Here is a 15,689-nt window from a genome sequence, read left to right on the forward strand (position 1 = left end):
CCTCCCCCGATTTCCGCACCGTGCCGCGCGGGCGCGCGCGGTACGCGGAGCCCAAAGGCATACGCGGCACTGGCGAGGCGCCTCGGGACCGCACCGGTCGTGACGAGGCTTATGCGCTCGCCGCCGCTCGCATCAAGACGCTACTTGGTCCCGCACCTCTTGTTCGCTTCCGCGACCTTGGCCTCGGAGCCGAGCTTCGCGACGTAGTAGTTGCGAACCTGCTCGGCGGAAATCTTCGCGTCCTTCCACGACGCGCACGGCGCAGCGCAGTCGCCTTTGCCGTCGACGCAGCTCGCGAGCGCGCGGGCGCGCGTCTCGTAGCAAGCCATGTCGTTCTCCGGCTTCCCGGTCTCGCAAAGCGCTCGGCAGGCGTCGTTGTCGCCTTCCTCGTAGCAGGCCTTCGCCTTGTCTTTGCAGGCCCCGAGCAGCAGCGCCGAGGCCACCGTCACCGTCATCACTCCGTTGCGCATCGTGTCCTCCGCCGGGAGGGATCTATATCACCGCCCGCGCGGCTTTCGGCGCAAGTGGACGGTCCCTCGCCGCTATCTTCGCGCGTCGTCGCCCTCGCCCAACGTGCAAGTTGCCACGAGCCTGTCGACATCGAAGACGTGAAGCTGATGCTCGTAGACCGACGCGAGGCGCTGGCCACCTGGGTCGAAGCCTGGATAAGGCCACGGCGTCGCTCCGCGAAGGAGCGGGCCGCCGGACCGATTGCATAGCCCACGCGGCACTCGACGCGGCGGGTCGTCGCGGTCGCGGCGCGCGAGCCAACAGCTGGTCTCTCGTGCGGTCCCGTCGTAGCGCTCTTCGAGCCGGTGCGTCGACGATGGCACGCTCTCCGAGCGTAGCGCGTGATGCTCGACGCGTTCCATGACGCCGCTCCCAATGTGAAGCAACAATCGGTCGTTGGTGTATGCCGACGTCAGCCAAACACGATCCTCGTCGAGTTCGTCGACCTCGAGGGCGCAATGCGTGCAGTTGGCGCCGCGCTGTATGCGCAACTCGAAGGTGCGGACGACGCCGTTCTTGACCGTGTCCCACACGTGGACCCGGCCGCGCTTTCCCTCGAGCACCACGACCCGCATCGTCTTCGGGGCGAGAACGGCGAGCGTCTTGCCCGCATGGGTCGTTCTGCCCAAGGTCTTGCCGCTCGTCAGTTCGATCAGCTCGACGCTCGACCCGTGCCCCACGACGAGCCGATCGCCCGTCACGTGGGCGAGGTCAGGCCGGTTCCACGCGTGCACGTCAAGCGTCCGCTGCCACGCGGGACGCTCCACGAGGTGGCGCCCCGTCGCCGCATCGAAGACGGTAAGGCCGACGCTCGCCCCGCGCGCGAGCAGGTAGCGACCGTCGTCCGAAAATTCGAGCTCCTCGAAGCCTTTGAGGCTCGCGAAGCTCGCCACGTGTCTTCCCGTCTTGCCGTCGTAGAGGCTCGCCACAGGTCGTTACGCTGGACGCATCCGTAAACGCCGCGCAGCCGCCGAACGCGACGCGAGAGCCGTCCTTCGAGATGGCGCTCGCCCCGTGACGCGCCGCGTGTTCGACCGGTCCGACGGGCTTGAGGGCGGAGGCGTCCCAAAGCGTGAGCCTGCCGTCGTCCGCTTCAACCACGAAACGATTGGCGCCGTTTCGCGCGTGGAGCGTCGAAACGTCGACCCTTGCAACGGCCGACGCGCCACACGTGGATGCACGGTCCGACGCCGGGTCGAGCCGAACGAGCATGTGTCCCGACGCCGCTACGAGCTTGCCATCGGTGGTCCAGAACGCCCATTCGAACTTTTCGTTGGCGCCAGGCGCGGGCGCCGCTGCCGTGGCGCTCGTCGGCGCGGCCGCGGGCGCCGCTCGAGTCGCGCCCACGGGGGGCCGCGCGGGCGCGGGACCGCTGCACGCCATCAGACCCAAGAGACCTAGACGGAACGCTGGCTTCACGGCGATGAGGCCACCCGTCACTGCGCAGGCGAGATGTACCGCAGCTCCACCCACTGCTGGTGCCCGTTGCCAAACTGCACAAGCAAATGCGCAGGCGCCATTTGCACGACCGTCGCCGGGTAGCTCTGCCCATCGGACCAAAGGACCCTCACGAGGGATCCCGGGTGCAGGCCCGGCGCTTCGGCGTGCGTGGCCGCCCGCGGTGAAACAGCAGCGCCGGCGCTCGAGGGGTCGCGAGCCGGCGGGCGCGGGATCGGCACCGACGGCAGGGGCGCCTTGGCTACGCGCTCGTCAGCCACAGCCCCACTTTGCATCGTGCGGTCCAACCGCACCGGGTCGTCGTCGCTGGCGCGACGGTCGTCGACCGCCACCAGCGGCGTCGTGGAGCCCAACACGCGCTGCCGCACGGGGACACCTTCTCGGTTCGCAGCTTCGATCATCGCGCTCAAGCGCTGAAGCTCCTCGGGACTCGCCGGCGCCGTGTGCGTGAAAGGATCGGCCACCGTGTGCGGCGCCTCCTCTTCCTCGTTGCTCTGGGCCACCGCGCTGGGGACTGGCACGTCCTTGACCGTCGGCTCGTCGACGACCGAGGCGAAGAGGGCTTCGACCTTCTGGCCACAAAAGGGGCAGAAGCGAGCGTCCTCTACGATCTCGGCGGAGCAACTGCGGCAGCGCTGCACAGAGGGAATGTATCGGCTTCGCTGCCGGGGCGCGACCGTCGTGTCGCTCGACGCCGAGCCCTACCGTTTTCGTAGCACCTGCAGCTCTGCGTCGAAGCCGCCCATGTCGACGAGGGCGACGATCTCGAGGTCGAGCCCGTGACGGCGGGCCGCCACGCGCGTGCGCTCCGCCTGAGGTGAGAGCCACACGAGGCGGCCACCGGGCGATAGGACCGTCGCCGCCCGCGCGACGAACCGTTCGAGCAGCTCCCCGATGTCGCCTTGCCGATGAACACGCCGCCCCATGGGAGGGTTCGTGACGATGAGCGTCGGGGCCTCGGGGGGGGTGAAAGACAGCGCATCCGTGCGCGCCAACGACGCCTCGACGCCTGCGCTCGCGAGGTTCGCGCGCGCCGCATCAAGAGCCGCCTCGTCGAGGTCGGTTCCGAGGAGCGCTCGATAGGGCCCGAGGCGCGCGCGCTCGATGAGCTCGAGGCCGGAGCCCACGAACGGATCCCACACGACGTCGTCGCCCAAGGCGCCCGCGACGCGCGCGAGCGCTGCCGCGATGGTCGGATGGGACGCCGCCGGCACATCGCGCACGCGGTAGCGAAAGCGCGGATCCGGCAGGCCGCGCGGTGAGAGCGAGAACCGGACCAGAGAGCGGCGCTCTGACACCATCAGCTCCCAAAGGCTCTCCGTCGGGTCGTTGACGAGCCGTGAGCCACGCGAGCGAAGGGCGAGGGCGCGCTCGGCGAGCTTCCAGGTGAGCGCGCGCCGGTGCGCGCCGCCGGACCAAGACACGCGAAACCGAATCGGTCCCTCCGTGAGCTCCTCGAGCAGCGGCTCGGCGGCCTCGAGGCCGCGGAGCACCACGTCGGCGAGGTCATCGCCTGGCGCGACTGGCATGTCGGGCAAGCGCAACATGACGCGCTCGGCCACGCGAAAGCGCCGCAGCGACGCGAGGGGCCCGCGCAGCGTTGCGGAGACGAAGCCCGGCCCCTCGACCTTCCCCTCCCACTCGGGCGGAACCTCCAAGAGGAGAATCTTCTGAAGACCGCGGCGACACATGAGCTCAAGGGGGATGGGCGTGGCGAGCGTCACGTCGCCGCGAATGCGTCCCTCTTCGGAGCGGCGGTCTGCCCGGTCGAGCATCACGCGCGCGCGCGCGGTGACGCGACGAAGCTCCGCGTCGCCCGAGGCCACGGCGCCGTCGGGGAGTGCGGCGGCGAGGAGCGAGGCGGCCGCTTGTCCGCCGACCTTGCCCAGCGCCTCCACGATGACCTTCTGCTCCACGGGAGTCCCGGCGCGCGTGAGCGCTTGTGTGAGCCATGCCTCGTAGCGGCCGCGTTCGTCGGCGGGCGCCCGGAGGCCGAGCTTCCCGAGCGCGGTGGCGGAAGCGCGACGCACGCGTTCCGCGTCGTTGGCGAGCGCGCCTTCGAGGAAGCTCGCGGCTTCGGCGGTCGGCTCCGCCGCTCGGCCGAGGGCTCGGGCCACGTGAATGAGCGCGCGCTCCGAGAGACGCGCGGCGTGCGGCAGGACGGCGCTTCCCAACGCCTGTCCCATGCGCGAGAGCGCGCGTTCGGCGAGCTCGCCTTCTTGCTCATCGTCGAGCAAGGCGAGGAGCGGCGCGACGTGGCGTGCGCCCGGCGAAAATCCTGGATCCCGAAGGCTCGCGGCGAGCTTCTTCGCGTCATCGGACGGATCGCGCGCGGGGCTCACGGTCCGGTCACCGGAGCGCCTCGTCGAGCGTGCGTTGCAGCTCAATGAGGTCCACGAGATCTTCGACGTAGTCGAGCTTGGTCATATCGATGCGAACGATGGGCGACAGATCGTAGCTGTCGAACCAGCGCCCGTAGAGGCGATGGAGTCGCCTCAGGTAGTCGTCGGGGATCTCGTTTTCCATCGCGCGGCCGCGCCTCGCGATGCGCTTCTTGGTCGCACCGAGCGAGCACGTCAGCGCCACGAGCACGTCCGGCGGCTTGAGGGCGCGGCGAATGCCGTCGTAGAGGCGCTGGTAGACCTCGTAGTCGCGCTTATCCATCATCTTCGTGACGAAGAGGTTCTTGGCGAAGATCTCCGCGTCTTCGTAGATGGTTCGGTCAATGACGGCGGGCCGACCTCGCTTCTCGAGCGACTGATGCAGCTCGAGCTTGTGCGCGAGAAAGAACGCCTGCGAGTGAAACGCGTAACGCTTCATGTCGCGGTAGAAGTCTTCCAGGTACGGATTGGCCTCGTTGGGCTCGTAGAAAGGCTCAAGCCCGTAGCGCTTCACGAGCCACGCCACGAGCGACGTCTTGCCCGCCCCGATGGTCCCGGCCACGGCGACGTAACGCTTCACAACCGAGGCTCCTCGTCTCTCCCGGTGGTCCCCGTCCCCGTCCCCGTCGCGGTCGCGGTCGGGGTCGCGGTCGCGGTCGTGGTCGTGGTCGCGGTCGCGGTCGCGGTCGTCGTCGTGCTCTTCTTCCTCCGCTTCGCAGCGGACACGCCCATCCCAGCCTTCGCGACCGCCATCGCCTTGCCGAACGACGGGCTCGCCTCGAACGCCGTCAGCGCGCGGCCGAGCGCCGCGATGCCTTCGAGGTTGGGGAAATAGGGCGGCGGTGGCGCGCTCCGAAACGCCGCACGCACCACGGTCTTCTCGGGATGGTCGAACAACATCGCGTTGTGGACGACGCCCGTTCCCGACTGAATGTCCTCTGGCGTATGCCCCGGGAACGCGCCCCACGTCGCGCCCGCCAGCGCGAAGATGACTCCCGGCCACGCATTGACGCCAACGCCACCGTAACGAAGCTCCGCGATGGCGCGCTCGACTGCGGCTCCGTGCTCATCTGCCACCGACGGATGCACGATGAGGCTCGCCGAGAGCGTGCCCCACAAGCGCTCGTTGGCGAACGGCACGGCCTTCGCGAGGTAGGCCTCCGCGTCGCCCGCGCCGCTCAACTCCACGACGGCGAGGGCCCCACAGAAGGCTTCCTTCCGAAAGAACCACTCGTCGGCCGTGGCCCGATCGCCGTCGATCGACAGCAGCGTCCAAGGCAACGTGCCCGGAGGCGCTTCGCAGACGGCCTCCGCCGACGGGTAGTGCGTGAGAATGTCCGCGCGCCGCGCCGCGGCGCCGGGGATGAACGATGGCCTGGGCGCGATGGCGGCGAGCTCTTCGCGAAGGAGGCGCAAGAACGTGTCCTTCTGGAGCCACTCGCGCCCCACGATGAGCACCTGCGCCGCGTCGCAGTTGAAGCCGCCGTTGTGCGTGAGCATCCCGGCGACGTGGCGCGCTTGGTAGGCGAGGTCGCGAAGCGCGTAGGGGCCCGGGACCAAGAGAACCGGCGTCACGCACCCGAGCTCCGCCGTGAAGGGCCGCTCGTTCTGGCGGAGTCCCTGCGCCTTCTTGCGCTCGCGCTCTTCATGGGCGCCACCAAAGACGATGGCCTCGTAGGTCGCGTCGGAGCCGGTCACGTGAAGCGTATCGACGAGCGGATGATTGGCGAGCAGGGCGCCGACGTCAGCCCCACCGTAGACCACGGCGAAGACGCCTTCGTCGACGAGTGGGCGGAAGGCCGTCTCGAAGAGCGGGCCTAGGTTCGCGGCCACGGGATTCACCTTGAGTACCGTGACGTGCCCCTCCACGAACAACTTGTAAAGCGCATCCATCGGCGCGATGGCGGTGATGTTGCTCGCGCCAAGGACGAGCGCCGTTCGGCCTTCCGGCGGCGTGGCGGTGAGTGCGGTGCCCTGCGTCGTGGGCTTCCCAGGCTCCAGCCAGATGTCGGCCGTCGTGCCGGCGAGCAGCAGCCGATGCGACAAGTCGAGGGGAAATACGCGCGCGATGTTGCGGCCTTGAGCGTTCGTTCGGACCTTGACGCTTCGTCGACCTCCAGCCGCAAGAGAGTCCATGAGCAGGCGGATGTTCTGCACAAAGGGCATGGGCCCCGAGAGCCACTCGTCGCCGGCCCTGGGCTCATGCGGGTCGAGTCCCTTGCCGCGCGCGGCTTCTTCGACCCAGCGCTCGGCGACCGTGAGTGCTCCCTCGAGGACGCGCTCCAAGAGCTCTCGCCGTCGCGCGAGCGGGGTCTTGCCCCAGTCGGCGCGCTTCGCGGCGAGCCGCTTCAAGATCGCTTCGAGATCGTCCGGATGGGTCGACGGCGGCGTGGGCGGCGTGAGGGAGGAATCCAAGGCCGACATCTTATCCTGTGACGCGGGCGTGGGCGTCGCGACGAGGCTCCTCGAAGGGCCGGGCGCGGCGGCGCATCTCGTTGGTTGAGCGGCGCCGGCCGCGGCGTGATAAAAGTCCTGTCGATGAGCGAGAAAGAAGCGCTCTCGGCCTTTCGGTCGGTGCCGCGCACGGGCGTCATCTACGTCACCGCCGAGGCACAAAAGCGAGGCTTTTCGTCGAGCGCCGCCGATTGGTGCAACCTCGGCCAAGGGCAGCCCGAGACCGGTGACCTCGAAGGCGCGCCGCCGCGCACGACGGAGGTCAGCATTCGGCTCGACGATCAGGAGTACGCGCCTGTGGCGGGCCTGATGGAGCTACGCGAGAGCGTCGCGTCGCTCTACAACCAGCTCTTTCGTCGCGGCATGCCGTCGCAATACTCGGCCGAAAACGTGTGCATCTCCGGCGGCGGACGCGCCGCGCTGACGCGCGCCGCCGCGAGCCTCGGAGCGATCAACCTCGGCCACTTTTTGCCCGACTACACGGCCTACGAAGAGTTGCTCGACATCTTCAAGGCCTTCACGCCCATCCCCATCTTGCTCGAAGGCGACCGGGGGTACTCCTTCAGCGTCGACGACCTCCGCCACGAAATCCTCGGCCGCGGCCTCTCAGCGCTCTTGCTCTCCAACCCCTGCAACCCCACGGGCAAGCTGGTCGGCGGTGACGAGCTAGCGCGATGGGTGGAGACCTCACGGGACCTCGAGTGTGCACTCCTCTTGGACGAGTTCTATTCGCACTACGTCTATCGAGGCCGGCCCGGCGCGCTCCCCATCGAGAGCGCCGCCCGTTACGTCGAGAACGTCGACAAAGATCCCGTCGTCATCTTCGACGGCCTCACGAAGAACTGGCGTTACCCGGGCTGGCGCGTCACCTGGGCCGTAGGCCCGAAACACGTGGCCGAGACGCTGGCGAGCGCCGGCTCGTTCCTCGACGGCGGCGGCTCGAAGCCGCTTCAACGCGCGGCCATTCCACTCCTGTCTTTGGACCACGTCACCAAGGAGACGTTGGCCATCCAGGCGACGTTCCGCGCGAAGCGCGACCGGATGCACTCGCGGCTCGAGCGCCTCGGCGTGCGCTTCGATGGCGTCCCGCAGGGAACGTTCTACCTCTGGGGCGACGTGAGCGCCCTCCCTGCGGGGCTCTCCGACGGCATGTCGCTCTTCCGCGCCGCGCTCGACGAGAAGGTCATCGTCGTGCCCGGTGAGTTCTTCGACGTGAACCCCGGCAAGCGGCGAGCGGGACGCCCCTCGCGCTTTCGCCACTACGTGCGCTTCTCCTTCGGTCCGTCGGCCGACGTCCTCGACCGAGCGCTCGATCGCCTCGAACGCCTCGTCGGACGCGCCGGCTGAGTTCGACTCAACGACCTCGCGTGCTGAGCGGCATGCTCGGAGGAACCCCCTCCGACGCAAGCTCGGCTTCGTCGACCGACGAATTGCGACCAGCACCCAACTCGTAGCTCGTGATGCGCTTGAGAATGGCCTCGTAGGGGACGTTCTGCTGAGCGCACACTTGACCTGGCCCCATGGCGCTGAAGGCCTTCCAGAAGCGCGCGCGGTACCCGCGCTTCCAGGCGAGCCAGAGGGCGCGATCGTCGGACCCCTGAGCGGCCGCCTTGATGTGGTCGAGTAGCGCTTGCGCTTCTGTAAGGTCGCTCATGGCCTCATGCCTTCTGTTCGATCGCTGGCCGAAACGATTTATAGTGCAAGATGCGGACGCGGGAGCGCAAGCGCGTTCAACCCGAGGGTTGAAATCGAAACCGGCGCGGTCGCGACGTGGTCACGCTCGACACCAGTCGAAGGCTTTCGGGTATGTAAGCGTGCTCGCAAGGCCGACATGCCCCAACCCCAGACGGTCCCATGAACGTCATCTTTTTCCGTGGATTCACGCGGCTCCTGGCCCTCGTGCCGCCGTCGGTCCGTGTCTTCGTCATGTTGGGCGTCGTGCTCCTTTATGGAACGCTCGGCTTCGTTCAGTTCGAGCGTACCGGGCGCCCTGAGCTCGGGTACGCCGACGCCGCCTGGTGGAGCATCGTCACCATCTCCACTGTCGGGTATGGCGACATCGCCCCGCTGACGTTGGCGGGGCGCTTCTTGGTGGGCGTGCCCCTCATGCTTTCCGGCATCGGGCTCTTGGGCTACGTGCTTTCCCTCGTCACCACGAGACTCGTCGAATCGAAAAACAAGGAGCTCCGCGGCATGGCGAGCCATCTCTTCAGCGGCCACGTGGTCATCGCGAACTTTCCCAGCCTGGGCAAAGTCATGCGCGTCATTGACGAGCTCAAGGCGAGTGGAGCCTTCGAGGACGGCACCCGTATCCTGCTCATCGACGAGGACCTAACCGAGCTGCCATCCGAGCTCGCAAAGCGGGGGGTGTCATTTGTCAAAGGAAACCCCGCGCGCGACGCGACCTTGGCGAGGGCGAGCATCGAGAGCGCCGATGAGGCGATCATCTTGATGAAACGTCCCGGCGATCCGCACTCCGACGATCACAACCTCGCCGTCACGCTCGCCATCGAGGGGCGGACTCCCAGAGTTCGCACGGTCGTTGAGTGCGTCGACCCCGAGTCGGAGGAGCTCCTGAAGAAGGCTGGCGCCGACAGCATCGTCTGCATGGCCCGCTTCGAATCGCACTTCATCACCACCGAGACGGTGAATCCGGGCACGCAGGAGGTCGTGGACGATCTCTTGAGCCACCTTCGGGGCGACGGGCAGCAGATTCACTTCACGAAATGGGACCGCGCCAACGACACCTTCGGTGGTGCCGCGCGGCGCTTCGTAGCGGAAGGCCACCTTGCCATCGGCGTCCGCCGCGACAAGCAGGTGCGCCTCAACGTGACCGAAGCGTTCGCCGTGAACAAAGGCGACGACGTCATCAGCATCGGGCCCAAGCACATCAAGAGCCTCTCATGAACAGCACCCCCAAGAGCCAAGTGGCCATCGTCAGCGCAAAAGAGGCCATGGCCGTCGACACCGATCTGCCGCTCTTGCGGAGCGCGCTCGACGCCCGCGGCATAACGCACGCCACCTACGCGTGGGACGACAAGGCGGCGCCGTGGGATACCTTTGACCTCGTGGTGGTGCGCTCGGCGTGGGACTACGTTCCGCGCCGCGACGAATTTGTGGCGTGGGCCCGCGCCGTGCGCGCCCCCCTGGCCAACGACGCCGGCATGCTCGCGTGGAACACCGACAAGCGGTACCTGCGCGTGCTCGAGAAGAAGGGCGTCGCCATCGTCCCGACGACTTGGGTGGAGGGCGGAGTCGACGGCGGCGCGGCGCCCACGTTCCCGTCGACGGGCGAGTTCGTCGTGAAGCCGGCCATCTCGGCGGGCGCCCGCGACACGGCCCGCTACGAGGCCAAACAGACGGGCGAGGCGACGGCACACGTGCGCCGCATCACCGACGCCGGAAACACGGCCATGATTCAGCCTTACGTCGCGTCGGTCGATGAGCGCGGCGAGACGGGGCTCATCTTCTTTGGCGGCCGCGCAAGCCACGCCATCGAGAAGGGCGCGATCCTCCGCGGCAAGCGCACCGAAGTGGCGGGCCTCTTCGCCGAAGAGCGCATCGTGACGCGAAGTCCGAGCGACGCCGAGCGCGCCTTCGCGGAGAAGGTCCTGGCGGCCATTCCCTTCCAGACACCGCTCTACGCCCGCGTCGACATGGTGGAAGACGAGCAGGGCGCGCTGCGCCTCTTGGAGCTCGAGCTCACGGAGCCTTCAGTGTTTCTCGACGTGGACCCGAAGGCGGCGGCGCGCTTTGCTGAAGCCATCGCCGAGCGGCTCGAGGACTGAGCGAGCGACGCCTGATGCAGGTCATCGCACTGCCCCTCGGCGGCACGCTCCAATACAACGCTGATTTTCTCGCAAGGTCCGAAGCCGACGCGCTCTTTGAGACGCTGCTCGCCGAGCTGCCGCTCGTGCAAGAAGACGTCGTCCTCTTCGGTCGGCGCATTCCGCAACCGCGACTGTCGCTGTGGATGGGGGACCCGGGCGCCACGTACCGCTACAGCGGCGTCACGCGAGAGCCGCGGCCGTGGCACGGACCTGTTCGTGCGCTCGCCGAACGCGCGTCGGCGGTGGCGGGCGTCCCGTTCAACAGCGTGCTCTGCAACCTGTACCGGGGCGGACGAGACTCGATGGGATTCCACGCCGACGACGAGCCCGAGCTCGGCAGCGAGCCCGTCATCGCGTCGCTGTCGCTGGGCGCGGCGCGCACGTTCGTGCTTCGCCCGAAGCACAAGCGAGATCGGGCTGCCGGTGGTCACAAGTTGCGGCTCGGTCACGGAAGCCTTTTGCTGATGAGCAGCGCGGTCCAACGCCACTGGAACCACGGGATCCCGAAAGAGCAGGCCGACGGCCCGCGTCTGAACATGACGTTCCGCCGCATCGAGCGCTGAGCGATGCACAGGTGACGTCTCCTTGCGCGCGCGTGCGCTACGCTCGGCCCGTGACGCCTCGGACGATCCTCCACGTCGACATGGACGCCTTCTACGCGTCCGTCGAGGAGCTCGACAACCCGAGCCTCAAGGGCAAGCCGGTCATTGTGGGCGGCGCCGAGCGACGCGGCGTGGTGCTGGCCGCGTCTTACGCGGTCCGCCGTTTTGGCGTGCATTCGGCCATGCCCATGGCCGAAGCCATGCGCCTCGCGCCGCGCGCTCTCGTGGTCTCGCCGCGCCATCAGCGATACGCCGAAATAAGCGCGCAGGTCTTCGCCGTCTTCGAGCGCTACACGCCGCTCGTCGAGGGCCTCTCCATCGACGAGGCGTTCCTCGACGTCACGGCGAGCCGAAGCCTCTTCGGCGACGGAGAGACCATCGCCCGAACCATGAAGGCCGAGATCGCCCGCGAGGTCGGCCTTACGGCCTCGGCCGGCGTGGCCCCCTCGAAGTTCGTGGCCAAGATCGCCAGCGATCTCGAGAAGCCCAACGGCCTCGTCGTCGTGCCTCCCGAGCGGGTCACGAGCTTCCTCGCGCCCTTGCCCATCGAGCGCATGTGGGGTGTTGGCCCGAAGAGCGCCCCGCGCTTCCACGCGGCAGGCCTTCACACCTTCGCCGATCTCGCCGCGGCCTCCCCGGAACTGTTGGAGCGAACCTTCGGGCCCCACGGTGCCGACCTCCAGGCGCTAGCGCGCGGCGACGACGTCCGCGACGTGGTCCCCGATCGCTCCGCCAAGTCCATCGGAGCCGAGGAGACCTACGACGAAGACCTGGCGACCTGGGACGACATCGACCGGTCGCTCTTGGCCCACGCCGCGCGCATCGCCACGCGCCTCGTGCGCGCCGAGCTGGCCACACGCGTCGTGACCGTGAAGCTCAAGTACTCGGACTTCACGGTGCGGACGCGTCGGGTGACCCTCGCAGAGGCCATCTCCGACACGGTCACGCTCTACGACGCCGCGCGCCGCATCGTGCGAGACCTCCCGCTCCGTCCCGTGAGGCTCACGGGGATTTCCACGGCCGACTTCGTGCCCCGCGGCACGCGTCTCACGCTCTTTCCCGACGAATCGCTGGCGCGGCGCAGCAAGGTCGAAGACGTCGTGCAACGCGTCCGAGGCAAGTTCGAGGACGACGACACGGCCGAGTCGGGAACCCGCGCCGACGCCCCGCGAGGCCGCTTCGAGCGCCTCGGAGAAGCCAAAGGCGCGCTGCTCCTGCCCGCGTCGCTCCTCGAAACCCGCAAGCGACGGCGGTAGCGAGTCGAGCAGTCTATCCCCGAAGCTTCACGCCCTCCGCAACCCACTTCGCGCTGACCGCGTCGGCGAATTTCTGGCAGGTCTCGTTCATGGCCACGTTCGTGGTGGCCTCGCCGCCGTGGAAGCCCACGGCGAAGGTCACCGAACGCCGCGTCTTGTCCTCGAAGACGTCGGTCACGTCGAAGGAGGCCACCATGGGCGGAGCCAGCCCCCTCATCACCGAAACGATGGCGTCGGCGGTGATGCCGCGGGGAACGTCGAAACAAAGATCGCGGCGGGCCGGCATGAGCACCGGCGGCTCGGTGTACTTCTTGGGCGCTGCCCCCACGAGCTTGCGCCACTCGATCTCGAGGTACGCCGGCCGTGCGTGCTTGATGCGAAAGCCGCGCAGCACCGCCGGATGCGGCTCACCGAGAATGCCGACGATGGCATCGCCGACCAGGATCGACGCGCGCCGCTGCGGGTGAAAGAGCCGGTCTAGTCGGTGCGGAACGCTCGCGTCGAGGCGAAGGTCGACGCGCGTCGCGAGGCGGAGTTCGTCGAGGACGCCGCGCAGGAAGAAGAAGTCGAGCGGCGCGTGGCCGTCGACGCTCCGCCACGACCCCGGCGCCGCGCCGGCGGCGACGAGCCAGAAGAGCTCGGTCTCGCGCGAGAAGCCGTTCTCAGCGTTCGGATCGAGGTGAAAGGTGCGAGTCCACTCGAAGGCGCGCACGTCCGAGAGACGAACGTCGAGGTTGACGCCAACGGTCTCGAGCGCATGAACGAGAGCGTTGTTCTTGAGCAGCGTGTAGTCGCGGTCGAGCGCGTTGATCGTCTCGACATGCGACAAGAGCGGGTCGCCTTCCGGAAGCTCGAGCTTGGTGAGCGAGCTTCGGCCGTAGAAGCCGCTGGTGAAGATCTCGTGAAAGCCGTAGCCCACGATGACATCGTCGACGGATCGGCGCAGCGCCTCCGCTGCCGACGGGCTCGCGCCACGCACGGCAACGGGAACGCTCACCTTGAGCGCGCCGTAGCCCACCGACTTGGCGAGTTCTTCGTGCACGTCGGCGATCTCTTCCACATCCCAGCGGCGATGCGGAGGCACCGTCACGAGCAGCTCATCGCCCGAGCCGGCGCACGAGAAGCCGTGCCGACCGAGCCGCTCGATCATCTCAACCCGCGACAGCTCGGCGCCGATGAAGTGATTCGTGGAGGCCACGCCGAGCGTCAAGACGCGCCCCGGCTCGGAGAACGTCGCCGCCATCTCGAGGGCTTCCGGTGCCGCGACGATGCCCGCCGCCACCAGGATCTCGATGGCTCGCGTCGCACCCACGGCGGGGAGCGTCGGGTCACCACCCCGCATGAATCGCGCCGCTGCGTCCGTGGCCACGTTGAGGGCTCGGCTGGCCTTGCGAACGAGGACCGGGTCGAACGTCGCCGCTTCGAGGAGCACCGCCTGACTCGCGGCCGTCATGGCCGAGTCTTCGCACCCGATGACGCCGGCGATGGCCAGGATCTTCTCCTGGTCCGCGATGACGAGCGTCCCTTCGGGGACCGGCGTCGGCTCTTTGGTGGCGAGCAACCAAGCCATCTCGCCGGCGCGGGAGAAGCGCACGGACACGTCGCCGACGACCTTGGCGGCGTCGAAGGCATGGAGAGGCTGGCCCAGCTCGAGGTTGACGAAGTTCGTGACGTCGACGATGGGCAGCTCGGAGCCGAGCTCCGCCGCCTGCACCACGGCCGAGACCTCCGCCGGCAACTTGCCGGTGCCGCTCTTGACCGTGAGCGGCGTCAACGAATAGGCGAGGCACGCGGCTCCGCCGGCCGTCACGCGGGCCCGCCCGCTAGTCACTTGTGGCAACGACTTGGGCGAGGGCAGCCTCAACGCTCCGCCGGTGCGCGCGTGCACTTCGCGAGCGATGCCGCCGTAGGCGTAGTGGTCGCCCCGATTGGCGAGCAACTCAACGGTGAAGACCACACCGAGAGCCGGATCGGTCAGCGCGCGCTTGACCTCGATGCCGACGTCGTCGAGCAAGCTGCGAACGGCGCGCGGCTCGTCGGGCAAGTCGACGAGCCGACGAAGGTGCGAAAGAACAACTTTCATAGGCCACCTCGGCGCACGGCGGCGAAGACGCGCAGGTCTTGCTCGTAGAGTCGCTTGATGTGCTCGACACCGCTCGCTTGGGAGGCGATGCGGCTGATGCCGAGGCCAAAGGCGATGCCGCCGACCTCTGACGGATCGTAGTTGAACTCGCGGAGCACCTCCGGGTGCACCATGCCGGCCCCCAAGACGGTGAGCCAGCCAGCGTCGTGGCACGCGGCACAACCGGCGCCGTCGCAGGCCGTGCACGCGAGGTCCATGCCGAGCGAGGGCTCGGTATAGGGGTAATACTTGGGCTTGAAGCGAAACTTGGCAGCACCGCCGTAGACGCGCCGAGCGATCTCGGAGAGCAGGCCCATCAGGTGGGGAAACACGAGGCCGCGGTCGACCCAGAGGCCTTCGAACTGGTGAAACATCGCGAGGTGCGTCGCGTCGACGGCCTCGTTGCGATAGGCGCGGCCCGGCGACGCGATGCGCACGGGAAGCGGCGGATGTCCCTTGAGGACGCGCGCCTGGACCGTCGTCGTGTGGGTTCGGAGCACGCGCCCACCGGGGAGCCAGAAGGTGTCCTGCATGTCGCGAGCCGGGTGGTGCTCGTCGATGTTGAGCGCATCGAAGTTGAAGTACGCCTCCTCGATCTCGGGCCCTTCTGCCAGCTCGAAGCCAAACTCGCGCGTGACCTCGAGGCACTTCTCGACGACCTCGGTGAGCGGATGCCGCGAGCCGCGCGGCGGCACCGTTCCCGGCAGCGTGCCATCCAGCCACTCGGCGGGGCTCATGAGCTCCGCGTTGGCGAGCTCCTCTTCGGCCTTCGCGATGGCCGCCTCCACCTCCGCTTGCAGCTGATTGAGCCGCGTCGCGCGCGCCGCGCGCTGGTCCGCGGGCAGCGCGCCCAGTTGACGGAGCTCCTGCCGCAAGGGGCTCTTCTTGCCGAGGTGCAAGACGCGCAGGTTAAGGAGCTCCTCGCGTGTCACGCCGGCGGCGAGCGAGCGGCGCAGCTCTCCGAGGATCGATTCGCCGCTGTTTTCTGGCTGGTCGGTCATGTTTTTGGGGCCACGAGACTACCAGCGAACGCGGCGCTCGGTCGAGGTCGCTGGCAATGGTGACGCTCGCGGCGG

At 68.2% G+C, this 15,689-nt stretch carries 14 protein-coding genes; 5 read left to right on the plus strand and 9 right to left on the minus strand.

The window, feature by feature from the left end:
- Positions 1-140: 140 nt before the first annotated feature.
- From IPG50_08040 to IPG50_08065, 6 genes are all read right to left on the minus strand, one after another.
- Positions 141-470 (minus strand): hypothetical protein, encoded by a 330-nt coding sequence (locus IPG50_08040; GenBank protein ID MBK6692140.1) that lies wholly within the window; start codon positions 468-470, stop codon positions 141-143.
- Positions 471-542: 72 nt separating this feature from the next.
- A complete protein-coding gene (locus IPG50_08045) occupies positions 543-1,439 on the minus strand; it encodes a hypothetical protein (GenBank protein ID MBK6692141.1) in 897 nt (298 codons plus the stop codon).
- Between the two features lie 507 nt (positions 1,440-1,946).
- Positions 1,947-2,609, minus strand: a complete 663-nt coding sequence (locus IPG50_08050; protein ID MBK6692142.1) for a zinc-ribbon domain-containing protein — start codon at positions 2,607-2,609, stop codon at positions 1,947-1,949.
- Between the two features lie 60 nt (positions 2,610-2,669).
- Complete coding sequence (locus IPG50_08055) at positions 2,670-4,310, minus strand: methyltransferase (GenBank protein MBK6692143.1); 1,641 nt, start codon at positions 4,308-4,310, stop codon at positions 2,670-2,672.
- Between the two features lie 7 nt (positions 4,311-4,317).
- The gene (locus IPG50_08060) at positions 4,318-4,929 is read right to left on the minus strand and encodes a deoxynucleoside kinase (protein ID MBK6692144.1); all 612 of its coding nucleotides are present in this window, start codon (positions 4,927-4,929) and stop codon (positions 4,318-4,320) included.
- A complete protein-coding gene (locus IPG50_08065; GenBank protein ID MBK6692145.1) occupies positions 4,926-6,764 on the minus strand; it encodes an aldehyde dehydrogenase family protein in 1,839 nt (612 codons plus the stop codon). Before IPG50_08065 ends, IPG50_08060 begins: the two co-directional genes overlap by 4 nt.
- Positions 6,765-6,887: 123 nt before the next feature.
- Here IPG50_08065 and IPG50_08070 point away from each other — a divergent pair, with 123 nt between their 5' ends.
- Positions 6,888-8,150, plus strand: a complete 1,263-nt coding sequence (locus tag IPG50_08070) for a pyridoxal phosphate-dependent aminotransferase (GenBank protein MBK6692146.1) — start codon at positions 6,888-6,890, stop codon at positions 8,148-8,150.
- Between the two features lie 7 nt (positions 8,151-8,157).
- Here the strand turns inward: IPG50_08070 and IPG50_08075 are convergent, their stop codons facing one another.
- Entirely contained in the window at positions 8,158-8,457 is a 300-nt protein-coding gene (locus IPG50_08075) for a hypothetical protein (protein ID MBK6692147.1), read from the minus strand.
- A gap of 200 nt (positions 8,458-8,657) precedes the next feature.
- Between IPG50_08075 and IPG50_08080 the strand changes: the two genes are divergently transcribed.
- From IPG50_08080 to dinB, 4 genes are all read left to right on the plus strand, one after another.
- Positions 8,658-9,710, plus strand: a complete 1,053-nt coding sequence (locus IPG50_08080; protein MBK6692148.1) for a potassium channel protein — start codon at positions 8,658-8,660, stop codon at positions 9,708-9,710.
- Positions 9,707-10,591: a hypothetical protein gene (locus IPG50_08085; GenBank protein ID MBK6692149.1), complete on the plus strand. Its 885-nt coding sequence runs from the start codon at positions 9,707-9,709 to the stop codon at positions 10,589-10,591. The genes IPG50_08080 and IPG50_08085 overlap by 4 nt, the downstream gene beginning before the upstream one ends.
- Positions 10,592-10,605: 14 nt before the next feature.
- Positions 10,606-11,196 carry an alpha-ketoglutarate-dependent dioxygenase AlkB gene (locus IPG50_08090; protein MBK6692150.1) on the plus strand — a complete coding sequence of 197 codons (591 nt, stop codon included), beginning with the start codon at positions 10,606-10,608 and terminating at the stop codon, positions 11,194-11,196.
- 80 nt (positions 11,197-11,276) lie between these two features.
- On the plus strand, positions 11,277-12,491 hold the full coding sequence (gene dinB / locus IPG50_08095) for a DNA polymerase IV (GenBank protein MBK6692151.1): 1,215 nt from the start codon (positions 11,277-11,279) through the stop codon (positions 12,489-12,491).
- A 13-nt stretch (positions 12,492-12,504) separates the two neighbouring features.
- Here dinB and IPG50_08100 read toward each other — a convergent pair whose 3' ends face one another.
- Both IPG50_08100 and pheS read right to left on the minus strand, forming a co-directional pair.
- Positions 12,505-14,574 carry a phenylalanine--tRNA ligase subunit beta gene (locus tag IPG50_08100; protein ID MBK6692152.1) on the minus strand — a complete coding sequence of 690 codons (2,070 nt, stop codon included), beginning with the start codon at positions 14,572-14,574 and terminating at the stop codon, positions 12,505-12,507.
- Positions 14,571-15,614, minus strand: coding sequence for a phenylalanine--tRNA ligase subunit alpha (gene pheS, locus IPG50_08105; protein ID MBK6692153.1), 1,044 nt, complete (start codon positions 15,612-15,614; stop codon positions 14,571-14,573). Before pheS ends, IPG50_08100 begins: the two co-directional genes overlap by 4 nt.
- Between the last annotated feature and the right edge of the window lie 75 nt (positions 15,615-15,689).

Source organism: Myxococcales bacterium, from assembly GCA_016703425.1.
Classification (GTDB): domain Bacteria; phylum Myxococcota_A; class Polyangia; order Polyangiales; family Polyangiaceae; genus JADJCA01.

What these genes read in the sequence shown, in the direction of transcription:
- IPG50_08040 (MBK6692140.1), bottom strand. Translation starts at nt 470, where the DNA reads ATGCGCAACGGAGTGATGACGGTGACGGTGGCCTCGGCGCTGCTGCTC.
- IPG50_08070 (MBK6692146.1), top strand. Translation starts at nt 6,888, where the DNA reads ATGAGCGAGAAAGAAGCGCTCTCGGCCTTTCGGTCGGTGCCGCGCACG.
- IPG50_08075 (MBK6692147.1), bottom strand. Translation starts at nt 8,457, where the DNA reads ATGAGCGACCTTACAGAAGCGCAAGCGCTACTCGACCACATCAAGGCG.
- IPG50_08080 (MBK6692148.1), top strand. Translation starts at nt 8,658, where the DNA reads ATGAACGTCATCTTTTTCCGTGGATTCACGCGGCTCCTGGCCCTCGTG.
- IPG50_08085 (MBK6692149.1), top strand. Translation starts at nt 9,707, where the DNA reads ATGAACAGCACCCCCAAGAGCCAAGTGGCCATCGTCAGCGCAAAAGAG.
- IPG50_08090 (MBK6692150.1), top strand. Translation starts at nt 10,606, where the DNA reads ATGCAGGTCATCGCACTGCCCCTCGGCGGCACGCTCCAATACAACGCT.
- dinB (MBK6692151.1), top strand. Translation starts at nt 11,277, where the DNA reads ATGGACGCCTTCTACGCGTCCGTCGAGGAGCTCGACAACCCGAGCCTC.
- IPG50_08100 (MBK6692152.1), bottom strand. Translation starts at nt 14,574, where the DNA reads ATGAAAGTTGTTCTTTCGCACCTTCGTCGGCTCGTCGACTTGCCCGAC.
- pheS (MBK6692153.1), bottom strand. Translation starts at nt 15,614, where the DNA reads ATGACCGACCAGCCAGAAAACAGCGGCGAATCGATCCTCGGAGAGCTG.